The following is a 22,368-nucleotide window of genomic DNA, read 5'->3' on the forward strand; positions in this document are numbered from 1 at the left end:
GGGGGGGGGGGGGGGCGCCCCCCGCGCGGGGGGGGGGGGGCCCCCCCCCCCCGCCGGGGGGGGGGGGGCCCCCCCCCCCCCCGAGCCCCCCCACCCCACCCCCGGAGGGTTTAGGAAAGGGGCGGGGAGGGGCACCCCCCACCCCCGCTCCCACCCCCTACGCCCGCCAAGGCAACTCCGCCGTAACCGCAGTAGGCCCCCCGCGAGGCGAATCCACCACCAAAATCCCATCCACCGCATCCAACCGTTCCGCCAGCCCCGCCAGCCCCGACCCCCCGGACACCGACGCCCCGCCCCGCCCGTTGTCCGTGACCTGCACCATCAGCCGGTCCTGCGCGAGCCACACATCGACCCCCGCCCGGTTCGCCCCACTGTGCTTGCTCACGTTCTGGAGCAGCTCGGAGACCGTGAAGTACGCGATCCCCTCGATCGCCGGCACGGGCCGCCCGGGCAGATCCACCTCGACGTGCACCGGCACCGTGCACCGGGAGGCGACCGACGACAGGGCGGCGTCGAGGCCACGGTCGGTGAGGACGGCCGGGTGGATGCCCCGGGCCAGGTCGCGCAGCTCCTGGAGCGCCACCTTCACCTCCCCGTGCGCCGAGTCCACCATGCGCGCCGCCGCCTGCGGGTCCTCGGTCAGCTTCTCCTTCGCCAGCCCGAGATCCATCGCGAGGGCGACCAGCCGCGCCTGCGCCCCGTCGTGCAGATCCCGCTCGATGCGCCGCAGGTCCGCCGCGGAGGCGTCCACGACCACGCCCCGGTCGGACTCCAGCTCCACCACCCGCTCCTCCAGCCGCGACGGCCCGAGCAGCCCGAAGAGCAGCCCCCGGTCCACGTACGCGAACCCCCGGATGAACCACGGCACGGCCAGCGTGAGGACCAGCCCGACCAGCACGGTCAGGGTCATCTCGAACGGCGAGTCCAGATAGAAGTCGTGCGTCCCGTCCCCGTACAGCTGGATGCCGTCCTGCCCGACGTACGTCGGGAACACCCACTTCCACAGCGGATACGTCAGCAGCGCCCACCCGTTCACCCACAGCGTCAGCGAGACGACGAAGGCGAAGACCGCCCAGGGGAAGTGCAGCACCGAGTACAGCAGGTGGCGCCAGGACACTCCGCTCTTGAGGACCGCCCCGACCCACGCCATCCCGCTCTTGGCCCGTACGGGCTGCGGCGCGGGCACGTCCACGCCGAGCAGCATCCGCGCCCGGCTCCGCTCCATCGCGCCGAAGGCCCGGCAGACGACCAGCCCGACCGCGAGCAGCGGGATGCCGAGGAACGTCACCAGCAGCCCGGCGCTCAGCGAGAGCATCACGATGCCCCAGGTGAACATGACGATGCTGATCGGCAGGCTGAGCAGCAGATAGCCGAACTCACGGAACGTCCGGGCCTCCAGCGGTGCGCGCAGCGCCGGCGGAAGGAAGTGCTGCCGTGCAGGCCGCCGCCCGTACTCCGTGTCCATGATCATCGGTTCATCCGTTTCGTTTCACTCTCACCGGTGCACGCGTGGCCGCGTTCTCGTACGTACGAGTCTGCTGGCCACGGCCCCCACGAACCATGGAGCGGGTCACCGTCTCGAACGGGGGGTTTTCCCTACCCCGCGGCACCCACCAGGCACGCGGACGAAGAACGCCCGCGCGACCGACCGGCTGACAGGCACAGAACCGCCTCCGGGCCGACCGGCCGGCCCCCAGACCGGCCCGCCCCCCGTCCCTCACTCCTTCGGCCCCCGAGCCCGCCAAGGCAGCTCCGCCGTCACGATCGTCGGGCCGCCCGCGGGGGAGTCGAGCACGAAGAGCCCGTCCACGGCGTCCAGCCGCTCGGCGAGCCCCGCCATGCCCGTACCGCCGTCGATCCGGGCGCCCCCGCGCCCGTCGTCCTCGACCTGGATCAGCAGCCGGTCGCCCGACCGCCACACCTCCACCGAGGCCGTGCGCGCCCCGCTGTGCTTGCTGACGTTCTGGAGGAGCTCGGAGACGGTGAAGTACGCGATCCCCTCGATCGCCGCCGCGGGCCGCTCCCGTACGTCCACGGTCACCCGTACCGGCACCGTGCACCGCGAGGCGACCGACGACAGGGCGGCGTCCAGGCCGCGGTCGGTGAGGACGGCCGGGTGGATGCCCCGGGCCAGGTCGCGCAGCTCCTGGAGGGCGAGCTTGACCTCGCCGTGCGCCTCGTCGACCATCGCCGCCACCGTCTCGTCGGCCTGGCCCTCCAGGAGCTTCTCCTTGGCGAGGCCGAGCCCCATGGCGAGGGCGACAAGGCGGGCCTGGGCGCCGTCGTGCAGATCGCGCTCGATCCGGCGCAGGTCCGCCGCCGCCGTGTCCACGACGACTCCGCGGTCCGACTCCAGCTCGGCGATCCGCCGCTCCAGCTCGTCCGAGGGCGAGAGCAGCCCCCGCACCATGGCCCGGTCGGCGTTGGTGAGCACCCGGGCGACGAACCCCAGGACCGGCCACGCCACGAACAGGCTGACCATCGTCACGGCGAAGGTCAGCACGCCCCAGGGCAGCCGGATGAACTCATACAGCACGTTCCGCCAGCCCACCGGGTCCTTCAGGCTCGTCCACAGCCAGCGCATGGCCCCGCCGCGCGCCCCCCGGCGCAGCGCCCGCGCCGGGATCGGCGTGGGCTCCTCGATCCGTACGCCGAGCAGCGCGCGCGCCCGCGCGCGTTCCAGCTTGCCCAGCTGGCGCGCGCCGACCAGACCGACCGCCAGCAGCGGCAGACCGATCACCGTGACGGAGAGCCCGGCGCCGGTGAAGACCAGCACGGCCACGTAGACGAAGCCGATGAGCGCCATCGGCAGATTGGTGAGGAGATGCAGGATCTCCTTCCACGTCTGCCGGTTGTAGGCGAACCGCGCGGGCGGCAGCCTCTCGTGGTCGCCGACGCCGACGCCGCCGTCGTACGGCCCGTCGTCCGGCCCGGTGTACGGCTCGTGGTACGGCTCGTTCTGTGGCTTGCCGTACTGGAAGGTGCTGGTCATGAAGCAAGCCTGCCGGGCCGGGCGGCCCGGCGCCATGGGGTCCGTACGCCGGTTTCGCCTGGGGAAAACCCCACCCCCGCGCCGTCCGGGACGGCGCGGGATCGCGCGCGCCCGCGTGCGAGGGGCGCGCCCCGGGGCGTCTTCCGGACACGGACGCGGTGCGCTTCCGGACGCCGCCGCCCGGGCGGCAGGTGTGCAACCTGCGTGAGACACCTGCTTACGCCGTCCTTAGCAGGGCCTAGACTCCCGTGCGTACAGATCGTCGAACAGACTGCAACGAGGTCAGGAAGCGAGGGGCGGACGTGCCGGAACCGACCGTACGCCAGCTGTCCGCGGACTACTTCCACAGCTATTCGGTCGTCGGACTGCTCGCCGTCGTCGGCGTGCTCTTCGTCGCGGTGGCCTTCGGGGCCGGACGTCTGCTGCGGCCGGTGGTCCCGACGCCGGAGAAGCTGCTCACGTACGAATGCGGAGTGGACCCCGTCGGCGAGGGCTGGGCGCACACCCAGGTGCGCTACTACGTCTATGCCTTCCTCTACGTGATCTTCGCCGTGGACTCGATCTTCCTCTTCCCGTGGGCGACGGTCTTCGCCGCCCCCGGATTCGGCGCGGCCACGCTGGTCGAGATGTTCATCTTCCTCGGCTTCCTGGCCGTGGGACTGCTCTACGCATGGAAGAAGGGCGTCCTCGAATGGACGTGACGACTCCGGACCCCCGGTTCCTGCCCACACCGACCGTGGCCGAAAACGGCGCCCCGGTGCCCGTGGCGGCGCCCGCCGGGGCGTCGGCCGTGCGGGGCCAGCGCCTGGGCGTGCTCTCCCGCCTGGCACCCGAGCCGATGAAGGTGGTCCTCAACTGGGGCCGCCGTTACAGCCTCTGGGTGTTCAACTTCGGACTCGCCTGCTGCGCCATCGAGTTCATCGCGGCCTCGATGGCCCGCCACGACTTCATCCGCCTCGGCGTGATCCCCTTCGCGCCGGGCCCGCGCCAGGCCGACCTCATGATCGTCTCCGGCACGGTGACGGACAAGATGGCCCCGGCGGTGAAGCGGCTGTACGAGCAGATGCCCGAGCCGAAGTACGTCATCTCCTTCGGCGCCTGCTCCAACTGCGGCGGCCCGTACTGGGACTCGTACTCGGTGACCAAGGGCGTCGACCAGATCATCCCCGTCGACGTCTACGTCCCCGGCTGCCCGCCGCGCCCCGAGGCGCTTCTCCAGGGCATCCTCAAGCTCCAGGAGAAGATCGCCCGCGAGTCCCTGAGCGAGCGCTACGCCACGCAGGCGTCCCCGGCGCAGCTGACGAGCGGACTGGTGCGGGCTCCGGAGGGCCCGGGGGCTACGGGGCCTGGACCCAGTGGCGCCGAGGGTGCTCCTGGTGTCGGCGGGGCTCGTGGGACCGACGTGGCTGGTGGGACCGACGGGGCTGGTGGGGCCGGTGGCGCCGCCGAGGGTGACACGCCGACCCCGGGGGCCGCGCAGTGACCACCACCGCGTACGACCGTCTGCCCGGCGCCGTCACGGACATCTTCGGCGAGGAGGCCACCGCCGAGGAGGCGTACGGCCTGCTCACCGTGGATGTCCCCGCCGCCTCCTGGACCGCCGCCCTCGAGACCGCCCGCACCACGCTGGGCTGCACGTACTTCGACTGGCTCAGCGCCGTCGACGAGCCGGGCACCGGCTTCCGCGTCTGCGCGCACGTCGTCTGTCTCGCGGACCGCCGGGTCCGCCGCCTCCTCATCCGTACGACCGTGCCGCACACCGCCCCCGTCCTGGCCTCGGCCGTGGACGTGTACGCGGGTGCCGCCTGGCACGAGCGCGAGACGCACGAGATGTTCGGCGTCATCTTCGAGGGCCACCCGAACCTGGTCCCCCTTCTCCTCCCCGAGGGCTTCGAGGGCCACCCCCTGCGCAAGGACTTCGTCCTCGCGGCGCGGGTCGCCAAGGCGTGGCCGGGTGCGAAGGAGCCGGGCGAGTCGGAGCACGGCGGCCCCAAGCGCCGCCAGATGCTCCCGCCTGGCGTTCCCGACCCGAACGAGTGGGGCCCCCTGAAGGGCCAGCTCCCGCCCGCCCCCGCCCGCACCCCGCGCGCCGCCGGAGACCGCCCGGTCCGCCGCACCCGTACGGTCACGGAGGGCTCCGCGTCCCAGGCCCCCGCCCCCACGACGACCGAGGCCACGCCCCCGCGCCGCACCCGCAGCGCCACCCAGGGCTCAGCGTCCCAGACCCCCGAGACGGGGACCCCGGAGACGGGGACTCCCGAGACCGGAGCCCCGACTCCGGAGGCGCCCCCCGCCCGCCCGCGCCGCACCCGCAGCGCGTCCGAGGGCTCGGCGTCCCAGGCCCAGCCGTCCGCCCGGCCCGGGGCCACCACCCCGCCGCGCACCCGCAGCACGGACGCCCCCTGGAACAACCCACGCCCGGCGTTCGACGACGCCGGCACTGCCCCCGGCCCCGACCCCGCACCGGGGCCTGCCCGCCACCCCGACCCCGAACCGGACGGTGGCCCCCGCCCCGACCCCGAGTCCGACACCCCCGCCGGAGGCGAACCCGCGTGAACGACGTACTCGACGTCGCCCTCCGGCTCCTCGTCGTCTTCGCCGTGTTCCTCGTCCTGCCGCTCGTCATCGGGCAGACCGAGCACAAGGTCATGGCCCATATGCAGGGCCGCCTCGGCCCGATGTACGCCGGCGGCTTCCACGGCTGGGCCCAGCTCGTCGCGGACGGCGTGAAGTTCGCGCAGAAGGAGGACGTGGTCCCGGCCGACGCCGACCGCCGCGTCTTCCAGCTCGCCCCCGCCGTCGCCCTGCTCCCGTACCTCCTCGTCCTGGTCGCGATCCCCATCGGCCCGGGCGAGGGCGCCGTCGGCCAGGTGGTCGACGCGGGCATCTTCTTCGTGCTCGCCGTCATGGGCGTCGGCGTACTCGGCTCGCTCATGGCCGGCTGGGCCTCGGCGAACAAGTTCTCCCTCCTCGGCGGACTGCGCACCGCCGCCCAGCTCCTCGCGTACGAGCTGCCGATGCTGCTCGCCGCCGCCTCCGTGGCGATGGCCGCCGGTACGGTCTCCCTCCCCGGCATCCTCCACGCCTTCGAGTGGTGGTGGCTGCCCTGGCAGATCGTCGGCGCCCTGGTCTTCTTCATCGCCGGTCTCGCCGAACTCCAGCGCCCTCCCTTCGACATGCCCGTCGCCGACTCCGAGATCATCTTCGGCGCGTACACCGAGTACACGGGCCTGCGCTTCGCTCTCTTCCTCCTCGCCGAGTACGCCGGGATCGTCGTCCTGTGCGGCCTCACCACCGTCCTGTTCCTGGGCGGCTGGCACGGCCCCTTCGGCACGGACGGGCTCGGCTGGGTGTGGACGCTCCTCAAGACCGCGCTCCTCGCCTTCGTCGTCATCTGGCTCCGCGTCAGCTATCCCCGGCTCCGCGAGGACCAGCTCCAGAAGCTCGCCTGGACCACGCTCATCCCGCTCGCTCTCGCGCAGATCGCGCTCACCGGCATCGTGAAGGTGGCGATCAACTGATGGCTGCGCCGCTCCCGCCCGCCCGTCCCCGTATCCCGGGTCACGGCCTGGCCAAGGGCCTCGCCGTGACCCTCCGCACGATGACCAGGAAGACGGTCACCGCGCAGTACCCGGACGTCCAGCCCGAACTCCCGCCCCGCAGCCGCGGAGTGATCGGCCTGTTCGAGGAGAACTGCACGGTCTGCATGCTCTGCGCCCGTGAGTGCCCCGACTGGTGCATCTACATCGACTCCCACAAGGAGACGATCCCGGCCGCCACCCCCGGGGGCCGCGAGCGCAGCCGCAACGTCCTCGACCGCTTCGCCATCGACTTCTCGCTGTGCATGTACTGCGGTATCTGCATCGAGGTGTGTCCTTTCGACGCGCTGTTCTGGTCTCCCGAGTTCGAGTACGCGGAGACGGACATCCACGAGCTCACCCACGAGCGCGACAAGCTCCGCGACTGGATGTGGACCGTCCCGGCCCCGCCCGCCCTGGACCCCGGGGCCGAGGAGCCCAAGGAGATCGCGGCGGCCCGCAAGGCGGCCGAGAAGCTGGCGGCGGCGGAAGCAGCCGAGGCCGCGGCAGCCGCCGAGCCCACCGGCGCCGCTCCGACGGCCCCGCCCACGCCCGGCACCCCGGCCACACCCGGCACCCCGCCCACAGCTGGCACCCCGGCCGCGCCCAGGACCCCGCCCGCCGACGCCGCCCCCGACGACGAGGAGGGCCGGGCATGATGCTGCTCGCCAGCGGTCACCACCCGGTGCACCACAGCTTCCTCTCCCCGACCGGCGTCGAGATCGCGTTCCTCCTCGTCGGCCTGGTCACCTTCGGCGCCGCCATCCTCACGGTCACGACCAAGCAGCTGGTGCACGCCGCCCTCTGGCTGGTAGTGGCCCTCGGTGGCATCGCCGTCGAGTACCTCCTGCTCACCGCGGAGTTCATCGCCTGGGTGCAGGTACTGATCTACGTCGGTTCCGTCGTCGTCCTCCTCCTCTTCGGGCTGATGCTCACCAGGGCGCCGATCGGCCGCTCCCCGGACGCCGACTCGGGCAACCGGTGGATCGCTCTCCTCGTCGCCCTGGCCGCCGCCTGCTCCCTGCTCTGGGTGGTCGTGGACGCCTTCCGTACGACCTGGATCAACCTCGACGGCCCCGGCCAGGGCTCGACGAAGGTCTCCGGCTCGATCCTGTTCCGCCACTGGGTGCTGCCGTTCGAAGCGCTCTCCGTCCTCCTTCTCGCCGCCCTGGTCGGCGCGATCGTCATGTCCCGCAAGAACGGCGACGCGAACGGTGCCGCCGGGGCCGCCCCCGGGGACGCCCGCGGAGACAAGGAGCAGCGCTGATGCACCTGATCTATCCGGCCGTCCTCGCGATCCTCCTGTTCTGCACGGGTGTGTACGGCGTGCTCGCGCGCCGCAACGCGATCCTCGTCCTGATGTCCGTCGAGCTGATGCTCAACGCCGTCAACCTCAACCTGGTCGCCTTCGACGTCTGGCTGCGCGACACCCTCCACGCCGGCCAGGCGCTGACCCTGTTCACCATCGCCATCGCCGCCGCCGAGATCGGCATCGGCCTGGCGATCGTCCTGGCGGTGTACCGCAACCGGGGCACCGCGGACATCGACAAGCTCCGCGACACCGCCGAGGGCTCCGGCCCCGACGACCCCGCCGCCCCGGCACAGAAGGCTGAGGCCGCCGCGTGACCACCACGACCCTCGCCGTCCTCGTCCCCCTCCTTCCGTTCCTGGGCGCGGCCGCCGGACTCCTGCTCGGCCGCACCGCCCCCGGTTACGTACGCCCGCTGGCCGTGCTGCCGACGCTCGCCGCGTTCGTCCTCGCCGTCGTCGTCGCCGTGGACCAGGGCGGCGGCAAGTCGATCGACGCCTCCCGGCGGCTCACCCCGACCGGATCCGTCCCCATCGACCTGGCCCTGCACCTCGACGGCTTCGCCGTGCTGGTCGCCGTGCTGGTCGGCCTGGTGGCGACCTGCGTGCAGCTGTACTCGACCGGCTATCTGCGCGACGACCCGCGCTACCCCTCATACGCCGCTCTCGTCTCCCTCTTCACCTCCGCGATGCTGCTCGTCGTCTACTCGGGCGACCTGATGGTGCTGCTGGTCGGCTGGGAGATCATGGGCATCTGCTCGTACTTCCTGGTCGGCCACTACTGGGAGACCCCCGAGGCCCGAGCCGCCTCCCTGAAGGCCTTCCTGGTCACCAAGCTCGGTGACGTCCCCTTCCTGATCGGTCTGTTCGCGCTGGCCACCGACGCCGGTACGTTCCGGATCACCGGGGTCGTCCAGGCCGCCCTCACCGGCGGGATCGACCACCCCACGCTGATCGCGCTGCTGCTCCTCGCCGGAGTGGCGGGCAAGTCCGCGCAGTTCCCGCTGCACACCTGGCTGCCCGACGCGATGGCGGGCCCGACCCCCGTCTCCGCGCTGATCCACGCCGCGACGATGGTCGCCGCCGGTGTCTACTTCGTGGCCCGGCTGCTCCCGGTCTTCGCGGCCTCGGCGGCCGCGCTGACCGTGCTCGCCGTGATGGCCGCCGTCACGATGGTCGGCTCCGCACTGGCCGCCCTCGCCCAGGACGACATCAAGCGCGTCCTCGCCTACTCGACGATCGGCCAGCTCGGCTACATGTCCGGCGCCCTGGCCGTCGGCGACCGCGGCGCGGCCGTCTTCCACCTCCTTTCGCACGGCGCCTTCAAGGCGCTGCTGTTCCTCGCCGCCGGCGTGATCATCCACGCGGCCGGCACCAACTCGCTCTCCGCCATGTCCCGCATGGACGGCCTCGCCCGGCGCATCCCCGACGCGTACTGGACGATGACCGTCGCCCTGCTCGCGCTCTCCGCGATCCCTCCCTTCGCCGGCTTCTTCTCCAAGGAGGCCGTCCTGTCGGCCGCCGAGCACACCGCGGTCGGCGACAGTGCCATCGCCCCGCAGGGCGCCGGCTGGGCCGTGCTGATCGCCGGGCTGCTCACCGCCCTGCTCACCGCCGCGTACGCCACCCGCCTGTGGCTGATGGCCTTCCGCGGCAAGGGCGCCCCGGCCCCCGACCACGGCCGCCAGCCGCTCGCCATGAACGCCGTCCTGTGGGTGCTCGCCGTCCCCTCGCTCGCCTTCGGTCTGACCACCGGCTACCTCGACGACTGGTTCGACGGCCACGCGCTCACCCCGGCCCTGACCACCTCGGTGCTCTCCACCGGTGTCGCCCTGGTCGGCGGCCTGGTCACGTACGCCACCTGGCGGCACACCAGCGCCCTCGCCGCGCGCACCCCGATCGGCGCGGTCGCCGCCCACCCGGAGGCCGACGGGAGCCTGGTCGAGGAGGAGGCCATCGCCAGCCACGAACCGGCCTACGGCGACATCGCCTCGGCGCAGGACCCGGCCGACCCGGGCCGTCTGCTGCTCGGTCCGCTGCACCGCCACGCGGCCACCGGCTTCCACCTCGACGCGGTCTACCGGACGCTGTTCGTCCGCCCCGTGCTCGCCGCCGCCTCCCTGGTCCGCTTCCTGGACCGTGAGGTCGTCGACACCTACGTACAGGGCGCGGGCGCCGTGCCGCGGTGGCTGGGCCGGGCCGTCCGCAAGGCCCAGACCGGCAATGTGCAGACCTATCTCAGCGCGCTGCTCGCGGGCTCCGCCGTCCTGGCGCTCGTCGCCGTCGTCCTTGCCAACGCCAACGCCGGATCGTGAGCCGTGATTGATATCAGCGCGTCCGTGATGCAGTTCCTTCTCGCGTTCATCGTGGTCGGCCCGCTCCTCGGCGCGGTGGCGGCGCTGCTGCCCGCCCCGCCCGGACTGAAGGGGACGTCGCCCGGGCAGGCCGTGCTCCGCCACGGCGTGACGGTCACCGGCGCTATCCTGCTCGCGGCCATCGTCCTGGCGCTCGGCTTCGACCGCGACCACGCCTCGACGATGCAGGCCACGACGGACATCAAGTGGATTCCCACGCTGAACGTGCGCATCCACCTCGGCATCGACGGCATCTCCCTCCCCCTTCTCGTCCTGACCGCGCTGCTGACCTTCCTGTGCGCGCTCTACAGCTACTTCAAGATGCCCGCGGGCCCGTCCCCGCGCGCTTTCGTCGCCCTGCTGCTCGTCCTGGAGGCCGGCACCCTCGCGACCTTCGCCGTCCTCGACCTGCTGCTGTTCTTCCTCGCCTTCGAGATGGTCCTCATCCCGATGTACTTCCTGATCGCCCGCTGGGGCGGCGACCAGCGGCAGGCGGCCGCGTGGAAGTTCATCCTCTACACCCTGCTCGGCTCCGTCGTCATGCTGCTCGGCCTGCTGCTGATCGGGCTGAAGACCGGCACCTTCGACATGGTGGCACTCGCCACTGACAACGGCCGGGGGATGACCACATCCGTGCAGGTCATCGCCGTTTTGGGGATCGCGATCGGGCTCGCGGTGAAGACCCCGATGTGGCCGCTGCACAGCTGGCTGCCGGACGCGCACACCGCCGCGCCGACCGTCGGTTCGGTGCTGCTCGCCGGTGTGCTGCTGAAGATGGGTACGTATGGGTTCGTCCGGATCGTGCTCCCCATCGCTCCTGATGGAATGCACCGTTTCGCCCCGTATCTGGCCGCCTTCGCCGTCGCCGGGATCATCTACGGCTCGCTGGCCTGCCTGGCCCTGGCCAAGCGCGGGAACAAGGGCGATCTGAAGCGCCTCATCGCGTACTCCTCGGTCGGCCACATGGGCTTCGTGCTCCTCGGCATCGCGAGCATGACCCCCACCGGCGTCAATGGCGCGCTCTTCGCCAACATCGCCCACGGCCTCATCACCGGCCTGCTCTTCTTCCTCGTCGGCGCCCTGAAGGACCGGTACGGCACGGCCGACCTGGACACCCTCTCCGGCGCCACCGGCGCCGCGCTCTACGGCCGGGCCCCGCGCCTGGGCGGCCTGCTGGCCTTCGCGGCGGTCGCCTCGCTCGGACTTCCGGGCCTCGCCGGGTTCTGGGGCGAAATGCTGGCCATGTTCGGCGCCTTCGACCCCGCCGACGGCCTCAGCCGCCCCGCCTTCCTCACCTTCATGGCCATCGCGGCCGTCGGCACGCTGCTCACCGCCGCGTATCTGCTCGTCGTCGTCCGCCGCGTCTGCATGGGCGTGCCGGACGACCGCCAGGAGCTCCGGCTCGTGGACGTCCAGGGGTACGAAGCCGCCTCCTGGAGCCCGCTGGTCGTCCTCACCGTCCTCGCCGGCCTCTGGCCCGCGGTCCTCCTCGGCCTCACCGATCCGGCCGTCCACAAGCTCCTCGCAGGAGGCAAGTCGTGACCGTGGCCGCCGCAAGCGCCGCATCCGTCACCGGCGCCGCAAGCGTCGTCCAGTCCGTCGACTGGCTCGCGATCTCCCCGCCGGTGATCACCGCGTCCGTCGCGCTGATCGTGCTGGTCGCCGACCTCTTCCTGCCCCGGGAGCGCAAGCCGCTGCTCGGCGGAATCGCGATCGCCGGGCTGGGCGCCGCGCTGCTCCTCCTCATCCCGCTCCACAAGAAGCCGCGCTCCACCTTCTGCCTCACCGCCAACCCCGAGGCGTGCAGCTACACCGTCGACCGCTTCACGCTGGTGCTGCAGTTCCTGGTGCTGGGCGGCGCGCTGCTCACCGCGCTGCTGTCGATGACGGAGACCAGGCGGAAGCTGCCCGCGGGCGAGTTCTGGTTCCTGCTGCTCTCCTCGGCCGCCGGAGCGGCCCTGCTGCCCGCCTCCCGCGACCTGGCCACCCTGGTCGTCGCCCTGGAAGTCGCGTCACTGCCCGCCTTCGCGCTCGTCGGCCTCAAGCAGGGCGACCGGCTGTCCTCGGAGTCGGCCCTGAAGTTCTTCCTCTCCTCGGTGACCGCGACCGCGGTGATGCTGCTCGGCGTCAGCTTCGTGTACGCGGCGACCGGCACCCTGCACCTCACCCAGATCGCCGACCGGCTGGCCGACATGCCGTACCAGCTGGACACCGTCGCCCAGACCGGCGTCGCGCTCACCCTGGTGGGCTTCGCCTTCAAGACGGCCGCCGTCCCCTTCCACTTCTGGGTCCCCGACACCTACGTGGGCGCGCCCCTGCCGGTCGCCGCCTACCTGTCGGTCGTCGGCAAGGCCGTCGGCTTCTCCGGCCTCATCCTGGTGGCCGTCATCGCCTTCCCGGCGTACGCGGACGTGTGGGGCCCCGCACTCGCCGTCGTCGCGGCCCTGACCATGACCGTCGGCAACGTGGGCGCGCTGCGGCAGTCGGCCACGCGCGCGTACAGCGCGATCCGGCTGCTCGCCTGGTCCTCCGTCGGCCAGGCCGGCTACCTGCTGGTGCCGATCGCCGCCGCGGGCTACTCCAGCGACGCCCAGGTCGGCGCGACCGTCGCGTACGCCCTGATGTACGCCGTGGTGAACTTCGGCGCCTTCGCGGTGGCCGCGCTCGTCGCCCGTACCCGGCCACTGAACCGTCTCGCCGACTACCGCGGCCTCTATGCCGAACGCCCCCTGGTGGCGCTCGCGCTCGGCTTCTTCCTGCTCTGCCTGGCGGGTCTGCCGCCGGGCATCATCGGCCTGTTCGCCAAGGTGACGGTCTTCGCGACGGCGGTCGACGCGGGTCTGGGCTGGCTGGCGGTCGTCATGGCGCTCAACGTCGTGATCGCCCTTTACTACTACCTGCGCTGGACCGCCGTACTGTTCCGCGCGCCGGAGGAGGCCGAGGCTCCCCTGGAGAGGGCTCCCCTGAAGGGGGCGGAGGCTGTGATGGCGGGTACCGCGGCGACCGGGGCGGCGGGTGCTGCGCCGGGCGAGGTGATCGGTTCCGCCGCTGGTGCGGCAGGAGGGAGTGCGGTGCGCCCCCGCGTCCCGGCCCCCCTCGCCGCCGCCATCGCGCTCACCGCACTCGTCGGCGTCGGCCTCTCGGGCATGCCCCAGATGGCCCTGCACTTCGCGTCCATCAACCTCTTCTGAGCGGTCGGCCCCGGCCCGTCCGGCCCCTCGCGGTCACCGCTCCGGCCTGCGGGTTTGAACTTGGGGGCCCCGGCAGGGCAGTGTCATGGACGCGTACGCGGGCGCACGCGTGCCCGTACGGCGGACGGCCGGCCGGGCAGCCGGAGACGAGTAGGAGCCAGAGCAGTGCTGAGCGGGTTCAAGGAATTCATCCTTCGCGGGAACATCGTGACGATGGCCGTCGGTCTGGCCGTCGGCTCGGCGTTCACCGCCGTCGTCACCGGCTTCAGCACCGCCTTCATCACCCCGCTCATCGGCCTCGCCACCCGGTCCACGGGCGACTTCACCGCGGCGAGGTTCAGGGTCGAGGGCGTCGAGTTCCCCTACGGGAAGTTCATCAGCGCGGCCATCGCCTTCCTCGTCACCGCCGCGGTGCTCTACTTCCTCGTCGTCGTCCCGATGATGAAGGTGCAGGCACGGTTCGACCGCGACAAGCCCGTCGACATCAAGGCCGCCCTGCGCGACTGCCCCCGGTGCTTCAGCCAGATCCCGGGCATCGCCTCCCGCTGCTCGCACTGCACCAGCGAGCTGGAGCCGGACCCGAAGGCGCTGGAACTGGCAGGACTGCCCGCGCCGCGCTGACCCACCCGGACGGAGTAGCGCGCCCTCCGGCGAGCACAAGGGAACCAGCGGTCCCCATCTGGCGTTGACCAGTACGGGAGCGTCCACTGGAAAGTGGAAGGACCATCAGGCAAAGGGTTCCCCTGCCGCACCATTTGGAGGGCGTACCGTGCACCGCCGGCACAACGGGCTGAGGACCGCCGTCCTTCTCGGAGGACTGTCCGCGCTCATCATCGTCATCGGCAGCTTCTTCGGGCGTACGGGGCTGATCGTCGCGCTGCTCGTGGCGCTGGGCACCAACGCGTACGCGTACTGGAACAGCGACAAGCTGGCCCTGCGGGCCATGCGCGCCCGCCCGGTCAGCGAGTTCGAGGCCCCCGAGCTGTACCGGATGGTCCGTGAGCTGTCGACGGCCGCACGCCAGCCGATGCCGCGCCTGTACATCTCGCCGACCCAGGCGCCGAACGCCTTCGCGACCGGCCGCAACCCCCGCAACGCGGCGGTGTGCTGCACGGAAGGGATCCTCCAGATCCTCGACGAGCGCGAGCTGCGCGGGGTGATCGGCCATGAGCTCAGCCATGTCTACAACCGGGACATCCTGATCTCGTCGGTCGCCGGAGCCCTCGCCTCTGTGATCATGTTCCTGGTCAACTTCGCCTGGCTGATCCCGGTGGGCCGGTCCAACGACGACGACGGCCCCGGCATCTTCGGCATGCTGCTGATCATGATTCTGGGCCCGCTCGCGGCCTCCGTCATCCAGCTGGCGATCAGCCGCTCGCGGGAGTACGAGGCGGACGCCTCCGGGGCGCAGCTGACCGGCGACCCCCTGGCCCTCGCCAGCGCCCTGCGCAAGCTCGACGCCGGCACGAAGCAGCTGCCGCTGCCGCCCGAGCCCCGGCTCGAGACCGCGAGCCACATGATGATCGCCAACCCCTTCCGCCCGGGGCAGGGCGTCTCCAAGATGTTCTCGACACATCCGCCGATGGCGGAGCGCATCGCCCGACTCGAACAGATGGCAGGTCGCCGCCCGTGAAGACAATCCTGAACGTCATTTGGCTGGTCCTGTGCGGCTTCTGGATGTTCCTGGGCTATCTGCTCGCGGGCGTCCTGCTCTGCGTCACGATCATCGGCATCCCCTTCGGCCTGGCGGCCTTCCGCATCGGCCTGTACGCGCTCTGGCCGTTCGGGTACACGGTCGTGGACCGGCGGGACGCGGGCGCCGCTTCCTGTGTCGGCAACGTCCTCTGGCTGGTCCTGGCGGGCTGGTGGCTGGCGCTCGGCCACATCGTCACGGGTTTCTTGCTGTGCGTCACGATCATCGGAATCCCCCTCGGCATCGCGAACTTCAAGCTGATCCCGGTCTCGCTGCTCCCGCTGGGCAAGCAGATCGTGCCGACGGACCAGCCGTTCTACCGGTAGCCGAACCGGCGAAAAAAGTTATCCACAGGCAAAAGGGCAGGTCAGGATACATCCAGCCCGATTGTCAGCGGTCTGGGCCACCATGGAGCCATGACCGAGAACGAGAAGGTGTCCCAGGGGTACGCGGCGGGTTTCCACGGCCGAATATGAGGCGCGCGCGGCGCGGCTGCGCAGGGACTGGGCGTGTGCGTGTGGAACGGCCACGCCTCGGCGTGGGAAGGCGGGCGGTTCGCGGTGTGACGGACGGCGGTTCGCGGGTGTCCGTGTCCGTGTCGGTGCCGGTACCCGGGCCGTCGCACCGTCGTTCTGATCGGCCGGGCCCGGTGCCCACCGCCCTGCGGGCACCTCGGCCCACACCGACAGACGGCCGCACGTCGGCTCAGCGCACGCGCAGGCGTGCCCGTACGGCGTACGCGACCGCTCCCACGGCCAGCACCGCGCTGCCCGCCGCCACCGACGACGGCGGGAGCGCGAAGGCGAGCAGCAGGCAACCGGCCAGTCCGCAGGCCGCGAGCAGCCGTCCGCCCCGGCCCGGCCCGAGCGTCCAGGCCGACGCGTTGGCGATCGCGTAGTACACGAGCACGCCGAACGACGAGAAGCCGATCGCCCCGCGCAGATCGGCCGTCGCCGCCAGCACCGCCACCACGGCGCCCACCGCGACCTCCGCCCGGTGCGGCACCCGGAACCGGGGGTGTACGGCGGCCAGCGCGCCCGGCAGATGGCCGTCCCTGGCCATCGCGAGGACCGTGCGCGAGACACCCAGCACCAGCGCCAGCAGGGACCCGAGCGCGGCGACCGCCGCCCCGGCCCGCACCACCGGCACCAGCCCCGGCGCGCCCGCCGCCCGCACCGCGTCGGCGAGCGGCGCCGTGGTCCACCCCAGCCCGTCCGCGCCCAGCACGGAAAGGACAGCCACAGCGACACAGACATAGACGACCAGCGCGATGCCCAGCGCCAGGGGAACGGCGCGCGGGATCGTCCGGGCCGGATCCCGCACCTCCTCACCGAGCGTGGCGATCCGGGCGTACCCGGCGAACGCGAAGAAGAGCAACCCCGACGCCTGGAGCAGCCCCGCCCCGCCCCCGGACAGCCCGACGTCCGGGTGCCCGGCGGCGGACGAGCCCAGGCAGGCCGCCACCACCGCCGCGAGGACCGCGAGCACCAGCGCCACGATCGCCCGCGTCAGCCACGCCGACTTCCGCACGCCCCCGTAGTTGACGGCGGTCAGCGCCACCACGGCCACCACCGCCAGCAAGTGGGCCCGTCCCGGCCAGACATAGGCGCCCACGGTCAGAGCCATCGCCGCACACGAGGAGGTCTTGCCGACGACGAACCCCCAGCCCGCCAGGTAACCCCAGAACGGCCCCAGCCGCTCCCGCCCGTACACATACGTGCCGCCCGACGCGGGATGGCGGGCGGCGAGGCGCGCCGAGGCCATGGCATTGCAGTACGCGACGGCCGCGGCCAGCGCCAGCGCGGCCAGCAGTCCGGTCCCGGCCGCGTGCGCGGCGGGGCCGAGGGCGGCGAAGATCCCCGCGCCGATCATCGAGCCGAGCCCGATGACCACGGCGTCGAAGACGCCCAGGCTGCGGCGCAGTTCCTGTGTCATGCGCCGCACCCTAGCCACCCGCGCAACCGCGCCCCGCGGGGGCCACGTCCTCTAGGACAACCCCGCACGCCACACAACACACGACTCGCGACAGCCCGCCACACAATGCCCGCCACACAACGCACGCCACGCAATAAGAGACGGCCCTCCCGGGTCGGTATCGCACGAAAGGCAGGTTCAGGACATGAGCATCGTCAGCTGGATCCTCCTCGGCCTGCTCGCCGGAGTCATAGCCAAGATCCTGCTCCCCGGGCGGGATCCGGGCGGTCTGATCGGCACGACGGTCATCGGGATAGCGGGTGCGTTCGTCGGCGGCTGGATCTCGGCACGCTGGCTGGACCGTCCCGTCGCCCATCACTTCTACGACGGAGCCACCTGGGCGGCGGCGGTCGGTGGCTCACTCGTACTGCTGATCCTCTACCGCATACTCTTCGGCCACTCGCGCGACCGCCGCTGAGACTGCGGCCCCTTTCACCGGTCAGCCCTTCAGCCCGGTCTCACGGAGGGTCAGGTTGAGGCGGCCGCCCGACAGGCCGTTCGTCGCCGGGTCGCCCGTGCCGGGCAGGACTTTGGGGACGCCGTGGTAGGCGAAGCGCGAGGGGCCGCCGAAGACGAAGAGGTCACCCGAGGCCAGCTCGACATCGGTGTAGGGGCGGCCCCGGTCCTCGGGGTTGCCGAAGCGGAAGAGGCAGCTGTCGCCGATGCTCAGGGAGACCACGGGCGCGCCGGAACGCTCGTCCTTGTCCTGGTGCATCCCCATGCGCGCGTCGCCGTCGTAGAAGTTGATCAGCGCGGTGTCGGGGGAGTAGCCGGCCCCGGCAGCGGGGTCACCGTAGGCGTCGGCCACGGCGGCGCGGCCCAGCGTGGCGAGCCAGTCGGGGAAGGGGGCGACGGGCCGGCCGTTCACGTCGTCGGCGGTGCGGGTGTACCGGTAGGGCTGCCAGTGCCAGCCGATGCAGACCGTCTGCACGGACATGACACCCCCACCCGGCAGCACGGTGTGCCGGATGGGGACGGGCCCCCGCGCCCACTCCCGGCAGGCGGCCACCAGCTCCCGCTGCCGTTCGGGCGGAAGCCACCCCGGCACGTGCACGGCGCCGGGGGCGACGACGGCCCGGGGCCGGGGAAACAGGGCGTCGCTCATGGGCCGGGACTAACGGAGGCTGCCGGGCCCGCCGGGGCTGCCCGGATCGCCGGGACCACCGAGACTGGCGAAGCTGCCGTGACTGACAGGGCTGCCGTGGCCGACGAAGCTGCCGTGACCGGGGTGGCCCACGGACACCGCCCCAACCTCAGCCGCTTCCAGAGTCACTGGGGCACCCGGGGCACCCGGAGCTCCCCAAACCGCTTCCGGGGCCCCCTCCAGGGCCCCTTCCAGTCCAAGGAGGTGCTTCTTGCGGTCCAGGCCGGCCGCGTACCCCTTCAGGGTGCCGTCGGAACCGATGACGCGGTGGCAGGGGCGTACGACCAGCGCGGGATTGCGGCCGATGGCGGTGCCGACCGCGCGCACCATCACCGGGGAGGCGCCGATGCGGCGGGCGATCTCCCCGTACGACGTGGTGGCTCCGTACGGAATGGAGTCCAGCTCCGCCCAGACCCGCCGCTGGAATTCGGTGCCGGCGCCGGGGGCGTACTCGATCTCGAAGCGGGTGAGCCGGCCGTCGAAGTACGCCCGCAGCTGGCGGACGATCTCCTCGAAGGCCTCGGGCGCCCGCCGCCAGCCGTCGCGGACGACGGCGGCGCCCTTCTGGCCGGGCATGGAGAGCGAGACCAGCGCGGTCCCGCCGTTCGCGGTGGCGGACTCCTCGCCCACCAGGAGCAGTTCACCGAGCGGGCTGTCGAGGGTCGCGTAGACCGTCATCGCACGTTCCTTTCCTCGCGACGAGCCGTACCACGAGTCCTCGCCTGCGCGTTCTTGCCTGCGCGTCTCGCCCACGAGTCTTCGCGTACGAGCCTTCACGTACGAGTTCCTGCGTACGAGTTCCCTGCGTACGAGACCGAGTCTGCGACCCCCGTCCGGCCCGCGCTGGCGGGAATCGGACAGTGCGTCCGAGGGTCAGCGGTAGTTCACGAACTGCAGCGCGAAGTCGAAGTCCTTGCCCTTGAGCAGTGCCTGCACGGCCTGGAGGTCGTCCCGGCTCTTGGAGGAGACCCGGAGCTCGTCGCCCTGCACCTGCGCCTTGACGCCCTTGGGGCCCTCGTCGCGGATGACCTTGGCGACCTTCTTGGCGTTCTCCTGGGAGATGCCCTCCTCGATGGAGGCGAAGATCTTGTACTCCTTGCCGGAGAGCTGGGGCTCGCCGGCGTCCAGCGCCTTGAGGGAGATCCCGCGCTTGACCAGCTTGGTCTGGAAGACGTCGAGGATGGCGTTGACGCGGTCCTCGGAGTTGGCCTCCATCAGGATCTTCTCGCCGGACCAAGAGATCGACGCGCCCACGTTCTTGAAGTCGTAGCGCTGCGAGATCTCCTTCGCCGCCTGGTTGAGGGCGTTGTCGACCTCCTGCCGCTCGACCTTCGAGACGATGTCGAAACTGGAGTCGGCCATGTCCTGTGGCTCCTTGTATCGGGTGCGTGGGGGTACGGCCTGGCTGCCGAACCGCTGCCCCAAAGCCTAGCCACCCGCACCCGCGCGAAGCGCTGATCAACCGGGTGGCGGAGCACCCCCGGTCATCAGGTATCGTTTACGTCGTTGCCAGGGAGCACCGCCGAAAAGCGGCCATCCCACCGGCGACATCCCATGGCGGTGTGCCCGAGTGGCCAATGGGAGCGGACTGTAAATCCGTCGGCTTAGCCTACCCAGGTTCGAATCCTGGCGCCGCCACGCGATGTGAGGCCCCCGTTGATCTGCGGAAACGTAGATCGGCGGGGGTCTTCTCGCTGTCTGGGCGCGGGCGTTTGCAGAGACCCCTGGGGTGTGGGTGACCAGTCTCACTGGGGCCAGTCGAGTTCCAGGCCCACCCAGGATCCCACCAGGCTCACCCCGCCCCCAGGGTCGAGCCGTCGAGCCGGGGCCGGGCCCCGCTTCCGCCCCCGTGGCGCCGTTCGAGCGCCCGATCCCGAGCTCCGCCCGTCCCGCTCCGCCTCTCGCGGACGACATTTCTGTGGGGGCGCTCGGGTCTCGTATTGGTGGAATGTGCCTTATGTGGCCATGGCGAAGGGTGGCGCTTGAAGAGGTGAGTCCTGTGGCGGGCGTTCGCGTGATTCAGGGGCGGCAGACTTTCCTCCGACGTCGGGCTGTAACTGATACCTGACGTTCCGTGCCGCCAAGGGTTCGTGGGAGATGGGTGCATGCCCTGCGTACGCGGGCCCGGCGTGGCGTGTGACGGCACCGCCAATACCGTGAGGAGGCGAGTGCACGTCGGTGACGTGCACGAATTCAGCCATGTTGAGTTCAGTCATCAAGGATGCCGGTGCCCACTACATAGCTGAGGTGATGTTCGCGATCACCGCAGTTGTCGTCGGGGTGCTGCGGTCCACGTGGCGTCGAAGGCCGCGCCTGGTCCGGCAGGCGGGAGGCCCGGCTTCCGAAGGTCTGATCGAAGGGTCGTCGGATAGCTCGGGCACCTCGCCACTGTGCGCGACCGAACACGACTCTCCGCCGAATACGTCGTCCAAAAGACGACAGGGGGAGTCGTCATGAAGACGACACGTGCCGCACGACGTGCGCAGTATCCCGAAGCGGAATACAACCGGGACCGGGCCTGGGGGCGGTTGCTGGAATCCCCGGGCGGGGTGCGGCGGCATTCGCGGCCCGGGAGTTCGGGATCCGAGCCCACGCTGCTGGAGGTCGCCCGCGCCTATGACCGGATCTGCCAGCGGGCCCGCGGGATCATCCAGCCCGATGTCGAGGAAACGGACATTCTCGCCACGCTCATGGTCATCCGTATGCTCCGCGACAAGCTGGAGAGCGATGAACTCCGGCTGATCTCCCTGGCCCGCACCAAACGGATCACCTGGGAACGCATCGCCGACGCCCTCGAACTGAGCGGCCGTCAGTCGGCGGAGCGCCGGCACCTCCAACTGACCCGCGCCCAGCGCGCCGACGGCACCCTGCCCCGTACGCAGAACGAGCGCGTCGAATCCGTACGCGAGCAGCGCAGCCGGCGTGCCGAGCGGGACTGGGCCCTGCGCCACGGGGAGTTGATCCGGGGGCTGGCCGCCCGGCTGGCCGCCGTCGACGGGCTTCAGGAGCGCGTCGACCGTTCCCACGAAGCCCGCATACTCAACGCGCTGGAGGGCTCCCGGGAGGGCGGGACCCAGGACCGGGGAAAGCCCATGCGGCTCGTGTGGCCGCAGGCGCTGCGGGACTGCCTCGCCGAGGACGAGCGCTTTCGCGCCGCTCCGCAGAAGAGCGCGAAAAGCGCCGCGGATCCCGCCTGGGAACGCCAGCAGCAGGAGGCCGACATCCTGCACCGACTGCTCGGCCTGATCAGTTATGCCACCAATCCCAGGAACATCGATCTCTCCGATCTTCCGGAGCTGTTCCGGGAAATCCTCAAGGTCCACGGGGAATACCAGCAGCAGACCAGGGTGCGCCGGTAAGGGCGGTCGGCGCGGGTGCGCCCGTGGGGAGACGGCGGGCTCGCGCTCCGGACGCGGCGGAGGAGGAGGGGGCGGGGAAACAGGGAGCGGGTCAGTTCCCCGCCACGTCCTTCACCGCCACCGTCACCGGCACCGTCCCGCTGATCGCCTCCAGCGTCAGGCCCGCCGTCGCCGGGGTGTCGATCAGTTCGGCCAGGAGCGCGGCCACGTCGTCCCGGGGGATCGGGCCACGGCCCGTCGAGGCGGCCAGGGTGATCAGGCCCGTGCCCGCGTCGTTCGTCAGCATCCCGGGGCGCAGGATCGTCCAGTCCAGGCCGGGGCGGGCCCGTACCGCCTCGTCGGCCGAGCCCTTGGCGCGCAGATACGCGTCGAAGACCTCGTCGCCCTCGTGGCGCGGGTCGGCGCCCATGGACGAGACGGCCAGGTACCGGCGTACACCCGCCCGCTCCGCCGCGTCGGCGAACAGGACCGCCGCCGCCCGGTCCACCGTCTCCTTGCGGGCCGCGTCGCTGCCCGGGCCCGCGCCCGCCGCGAAGACCGCGGCGTCCGCGCCCTCCAGAACGGACGCGACCTCGTCGACGGACGCCGACTCCAGGTCGAGTACGACGGGCTCGGCACCCGCCTGCCGCAGGTCGTCCGCCTGTTCCGGCCTGCGGATGACGCCCGCGACCTCGTCCCCGCGCGCCGACAGCAGCCGTTCGAGCCGCAGCGCGATCTGACCATGACCTCCTGCGATGACAATGCGCATGCTCACGACCGTACGCCCGCGCGCCGC

Annotated in this window: 21 protein-coding genes, 1 tRNA gene and 1 pseudogene; 16 read left to right on the forward strand and 7 right to left on the reverse strand. The window is 71.7% G+C overall.

Annotated features, from left to right (window positions below; all coding sequences use genetic code 11):
• Positions 1 to 157 precede the first annotated feature (157 nt).
• Together ACZ4MU_RS22375 and ACZ4MU_RS22380 are read right to left on the reverse strand one after the other, a co-directional pair.
• Positions 158 to 1,465 (reverse strand): sensor histidine kinase, encoded by a 1,308-nt coding sequence (locus ACZ4MU_RS22375; RefSeq protein WP_467879830.1) that lies wholly within the window; start codon positions 1,463 to 1,465, stop codon positions 158 to 160.
• 252 nt (positions 1,466 to 1,717) lie between these two features.
• Entirely contained in the window at positions 1,718 to 2,992 is a 1,275-nt protein-coding gene (locus ACZ4MU_RS22380) for a sensor histidine kinase (protein ID WP_467879351.1), read from the reverse strand.
• A 302-nt stretch (positions 2,993 to 3,294) separates the two neighbouring features.
• On the opposite strand from ACZ4MU_RS22380, the gene ACZ4MU_RS22385 reads away from it, so the two are divergent.
• From ACZ4MU_RS22385 to ACZ4MU_RS22445, 13 genes are all read left to right on the forward strand, one after another.
• A complete protein-coding gene (locus ACZ4MU_RS22385) occupies positions 3,295 to 3,693 on the forward strand; it encodes an NADH-quinone oxidoreductase subunit A (protein WP_190092168.1) in 399 nt (132 codons plus the stop codon).
• Positions 3,684 to 4,475 (forward strand): NADH-quinone oxidoreductase subunit B, encoded by a 792-nt coding sequence (locus tag ACZ4MU_RS22390; RefSeq protein WP_467879355.1) that lies wholly within the window; start codon positions 3,684 to 3,686, stop codon positions 4,473 to 4,475. Before ACZ4MU_RS22385 ends, ACZ4MU_RS22390 begins: the two co-directional genes overlap by 10 nt.
• Positions 4,472 to 5,548 carry an NADH-quinone oxidoreductase subunit C gene (locus ACZ4MU_RS22395; RefSeq protein WP_467879358.1) on the forward strand — a complete coding sequence of 359 codons (1,077 nt, stop codon included), beginning with the start codon at positions 4,472 to 4,474 and terminating at the stop codon, positions 5,546 to 5,548. The genes ACZ4MU_RS22390 and ACZ4MU_RS22395 overlap by 4 nt, the downstream gene beginning before the upstream one ends.
• Positions 5,545 to 6,513: a complex I subunit 1/NuoH family protein gene (locus tag ACZ4MU_RS22400; protein WP_467879360.1), complete on the forward strand. Its 969-nt coding sequence runs from the start codon at positions 5,545 to 5,547 to the stop codon at positions 6,511 to 6,513. Before ACZ4MU_RS22395 ends, ACZ4MU_RS22400 begins: the two co-directional genes overlap by 4 nt.
• Positions 6,513 to 7,229, forward strand: coding sequence for a NuoI/complex I 23 kDa subunit family protein (locus ACZ4MU_RS22405; protein ID WP_467879363.1), 717 nt, complete (start codon positions 6,513 to 6,515; stop codon positions 7,227 to 7,229). Before ACZ4MU_RS22400 ends, ACZ4MU_RS22405 begins: the two co-directional genes overlap by 1 nt.
• Positions 7,226 to 7,837, forward strand: a complete 612-nt coding sequence (locus ACZ4MU_RS22410; protein ID WP_467879366.1) for an NADH-quinone oxidoreductase subunit J family protein — start codon at positions 7,226 to 7,228, stop codon at positions 7,835 to 7,837. The genes ACZ4MU_RS22405 and ACZ4MU_RS22410 overlap by 4 nt, the downstream gene beginning before the upstream one ends.
• Positions 7,837 to 8,196 (forward strand): NADH-quinone oxidoreductase subunit NuoK, encoded by a 360-nt coding sequence (nuoK, locus tag ACZ4MU_RS22415; protein ID WP_467879369.1) that lies wholly within the window; start codon positions 7,837 to 7,839, stop codon positions 8,194 to 8,196. Before ACZ4MU_RS22410 ends, nuoK begins: the two co-directional genes overlap by 1 nt.
• Positions 8,193 to 10,193 carry an NADH-quinone oxidoreductase subunit 5 family protein gene (locus ACZ4MU_RS22420; RefSeq protein ID WP_467879372.1) on the forward strand — a complete coding sequence of 667 codons (2,001 nt, stop codon included), beginning with the start codon at positions 8,193 to 8,195 and terminating at the stop codon, positions 10,191 to 10,193. The genes nuoK and ACZ4MU_RS22420 overlap by 4 nt, the downstream gene beginning before the upstream one ends.
• Positions 10,194 to 10,220: 27 nt before the next feature.
• On the forward strand, positions 10,221 to 11,774 hold the full coding sequence (locus ACZ4MU_RS22425) for an NADH-quinone oxidoreductase subunit M (RefSeq protein WP_467879832.1): 1,554 nt from the start codon (positions 10,221 to 10,223) through the stop codon (positions 11,772 to 11,774).
• Positions 11,771 to 13,423 (forward strand): NADH-quinone oxidoreductase subunit N, encoded by a 1,653-nt coding sequence (locus tag ACZ4MU_RS22430; RefSeq protein ID WP_467879375.1) that lies wholly within the window; start codon positions 11,771 to 11,773, stop codon positions 13,421 to 13,423. Before ACZ4MU_RS22425 ends, ACZ4MU_RS22430 begins: the two co-directional genes overlap by 4 nt.
• Positions 13,424 to 13,588: 165 nt before the next feature.
• The gene (locus ACZ4MU_RS22435; RefSeq protein WP_467879378.1) at positions 13,589 to 14,044 is read left to right on the forward strand and encodes a large conductance mechanosensitive channel protein MscL; all 456 of its coding nucleotides are present in this window, start codon (positions 13,589 to 13,591) and stop codon (positions 14,042 to 14,044) included.
• Between the two features lie 148 nt (positions 14,045 to 14,192).
• Positions 14,193 to 15,056, forward strand: a complete 864-nt coding sequence (gene htpX, locus ACZ4MU_RS22440) for a zinc metalloprotease HtpX (RefSeq protein WP_467879381.1) — start codon at positions 14,193 to 14,195, stop codon at positions 15,054 to 15,056.
• Positions 15,053 to 15,442 carry a YccF domain-containing protein gene (locus tag ACZ4MU_RS22445; protein WP_467879384.1) on the forward strand — a complete coding sequence of 130 codons (390 nt, stop codon included), beginning with the start codon at positions 15,053 to 15,055 and terminating at the stop codon, positions 15,440 to 15,442. Before htpX ends, ACZ4MU_RS22445 begins: the two co-directional genes overlap by 4 nt.
• A 379-nt stretch (positions 15,443 to 15,821) precedes the next feature.
• Here ACZ4MU_RS22445 and ACZ4MU_RS22450 read toward each other — a convergent pair whose 3' ends face one another.
• Positions 15,822 to 17,051, reverse strand: coding sequence for an APC family permease (locus ACZ4MU_RS22450; RefSeq protein WP_467879386.1), 1,230 nt, complete (start codon positions 17,049 to 17,051; stop codon positions 15,822 to 15,824).
• 184 nt (positions 17,052 to 17,235) lie between these two features.
• Between ACZ4MU_RS22450 and ACZ4MU_RS22455 the strand changes: the two genes are divergently transcribed.
• A complete protein-coding gene (locus tag ACZ4MU_RS22455; RefSeq protein WP_467879389.1) occupies positions 17,236 to 17,508 on the forward strand; it encodes a GlsB/YeaQ/YmgE family stress response membrane protein in 273 nt (90 codons plus the stop codon).
• 21 nt (positions 17,509 to 17,529) lie between these two features.
• Here the strand turns inward: ACZ4MU_RS22455 and ACZ4MU_RS22460 are convergent, their stop codons facing one another.
• From ACZ4MU_RS22460 to ACZ4MU_RS22470, 3 genes and pseudogenes are all read right to left on the reverse strand, one after another.
• Complete coding sequence (locus ACZ4MU_RS22460; RefSeq protein WP_467879391.1) at positions 17,530 to 18,195, reverse strand: alpha-ketoglutarate-dependent dioxygenase AlkB family protein; 666 nt, start codon at positions 18,193 to 18,195, stop codon at positions 17,530 to 17,532.
• A 219-nt stretch (positions 18,196 to 18,414) separates the two neighbouring features.
• Positions 18,415 to 18,912 (reverse strand): annotated as a pseudogene (locus ACZ4MU_RS22465) (methylated-DNA--[protein]-cysteine S-methyltransferase); the annotation flags it as partial.
• 195 nt (positions 18,913 to 19,107) lie between these two features.
• Positions 19,108 to 19,596, reverse strand: coding sequence for a YajQ family cyclic di-GMP-binding protein (locus tag ACZ4MU_RS22470; RefSeq protein WP_467879394.1), 489 nt, complete (start codon positions 19,594 to 19,596; stop codon positions 19,108 to 19,110).
• A 194-nt stretch (positions 19,597 to 19,790) separates the two neighbouring features.
• Between ACZ4MU_RS22470 and ACZ4MU_RS22475 the strand changes: the two genes are divergently transcribed.
• Both ACZ4MU_RS22475 and ACZ4MU_RS22480 read left to right on the forward strand, forming a co-directional pair.
• A tRNA-Tyr gene (locus tag ACZ4MU_RS22475) sits at positions 19,791 to 19,872 on the forward strand.
• 815 nt (positions 19,873 to 20,687) lie between these two features.
• On the forward strand, positions 20,688 to 21,593 hold the full coding sequence (locus ACZ4MU_RS22480; RefSeq protein ID WP_467879396.1) for a hypothetical protein: 906 nt from the start codon (positions 20,688 to 20,690) through the stop codon (positions 21,591 to 21,593).
• A gap of 91 nt (positions 21,594 to 21,684) precedes the next feature.
• Here the strand turns inward: ACZ4MU_RS22480 and ACZ4MU_RS22485 are convergent, their stop codons facing one another.
• Positions 21,685 to 22,341, reverse strand: coding sequence for an SDR family oxidoreductase (locus ACZ4MU_RS22485; protein ID WP_467879398.1), 657 nt, complete (start codon positions 22,339 to 22,341; stop codon positions 21,685 to 21,687).
• Positions 22,342 to 22,368: the final 27 nt, after the last annotated feature.

Source organism: Streptomyces sp. NPDC026377, assembly GCF_055567715.1.

What these genes read in the sequence shown, in the direction of transcription:
- ACZ4MU_RS22375 (WP_467879830.1), bottom strand. Translation starts at nt 1,465, where the DNA reads ATGGACACGGAGTACGGGCGGCGGCCTGCACGGCAGCACTTCCTTCCG.
- ACZ4MU_RS22390 (WP_467879355.1), top strand. Translation starts at nt 3,684, where the DNA reads ATGGACGTGACGACTCCGGACCCCCGGTTCCTGCCCACACCGACCGTG.
- ACZ4MU_RS22480 (WP_467879396.1), top strand. Translation starts at nt 20,688, where the DNA reads ATGAAGACGACACGTGCCGCACGACGTGCGCAGTATCCCGAAGCGGAA.
- ACZ4MU_RS22470 (WP_467879394.1), bottom strand. Translation starts at nt 19,596, where the DNA reads ATGGCCGACTCCAGTTTCGACATCGTCTCGAAGGTCGAGCGGCAGGAG.
- nuoK (WP_467879369.1), top strand. Translation starts at nt 7,837, where the DNA reads ATGCACCTGATCTATCCGGCCGTCCTCGCGATCCTCCTGTTCTGCACG.
- ACZ4MU_RS22485 (WP_467879398.1), bottom strand. Translation starts at nt 22,341, where the DNA reads ATGCGCATTGTCATCGCAGGAGGTCATGGTCAGATCGCGCTGCGGCTC.
- ACZ4MU_RS22425 (WP_467879832.1), top strand. Translation starts at nt 10,221, where the DNA reads ATGCAGTTCCTTCTCGCGTTCATCGTGGTCGGCCCGCTCCTCGGCGCG.
- ACZ4MU_RS22380 (WP_467879351.1), bottom strand. Translation starts at nt 2,992, where the DNA reads ATGACCAGCACCTTCCAGTACGGCAAGCCACAGAACGAGCCGTACCAC.
- ACZ4MU_RS22405 (WP_467879363.1), top strand. Translation starts at nt 6,513, where the DNA reads ATGGCTGCGCCGCTCCCGCCCGCCCGTCCCCGTATCCCGGGTCACGGC.
- ACZ4MU_RS22450 (WP_467879386.1), bottom strand. Translation starts at nt 17,051, where the DNA reads ATGACACAGGAACTGCGCCGCAGCCTGGGCGTCTTCGACGCCGTGGTC.
- ACZ4MU_RS22460 (WP_467879391.1), bottom strand. Translation starts at nt 18,195, where the DNA reads ATGAGCGACGCCCTGTTTCCCCGGCCCCGGGCCGTCGTCGCCCCCGGC.
- ACZ4MU_RS22455 (WP_467879389.1), top strand. Translation starts at nt 17,236, where the DNA reads ATGAGCATCGTCAGCTGGATCCTCCTCGGCCTGCTCGCCGGAGTCATA.
- ACZ4MU_RS22410 (WP_467879366.1), top strand. Translation starts at nt 7,226, where the DNA reads ATGATGCTGCTCGCCAGCGGTCACCACCCGGTGCACCACAGCTTCCTC.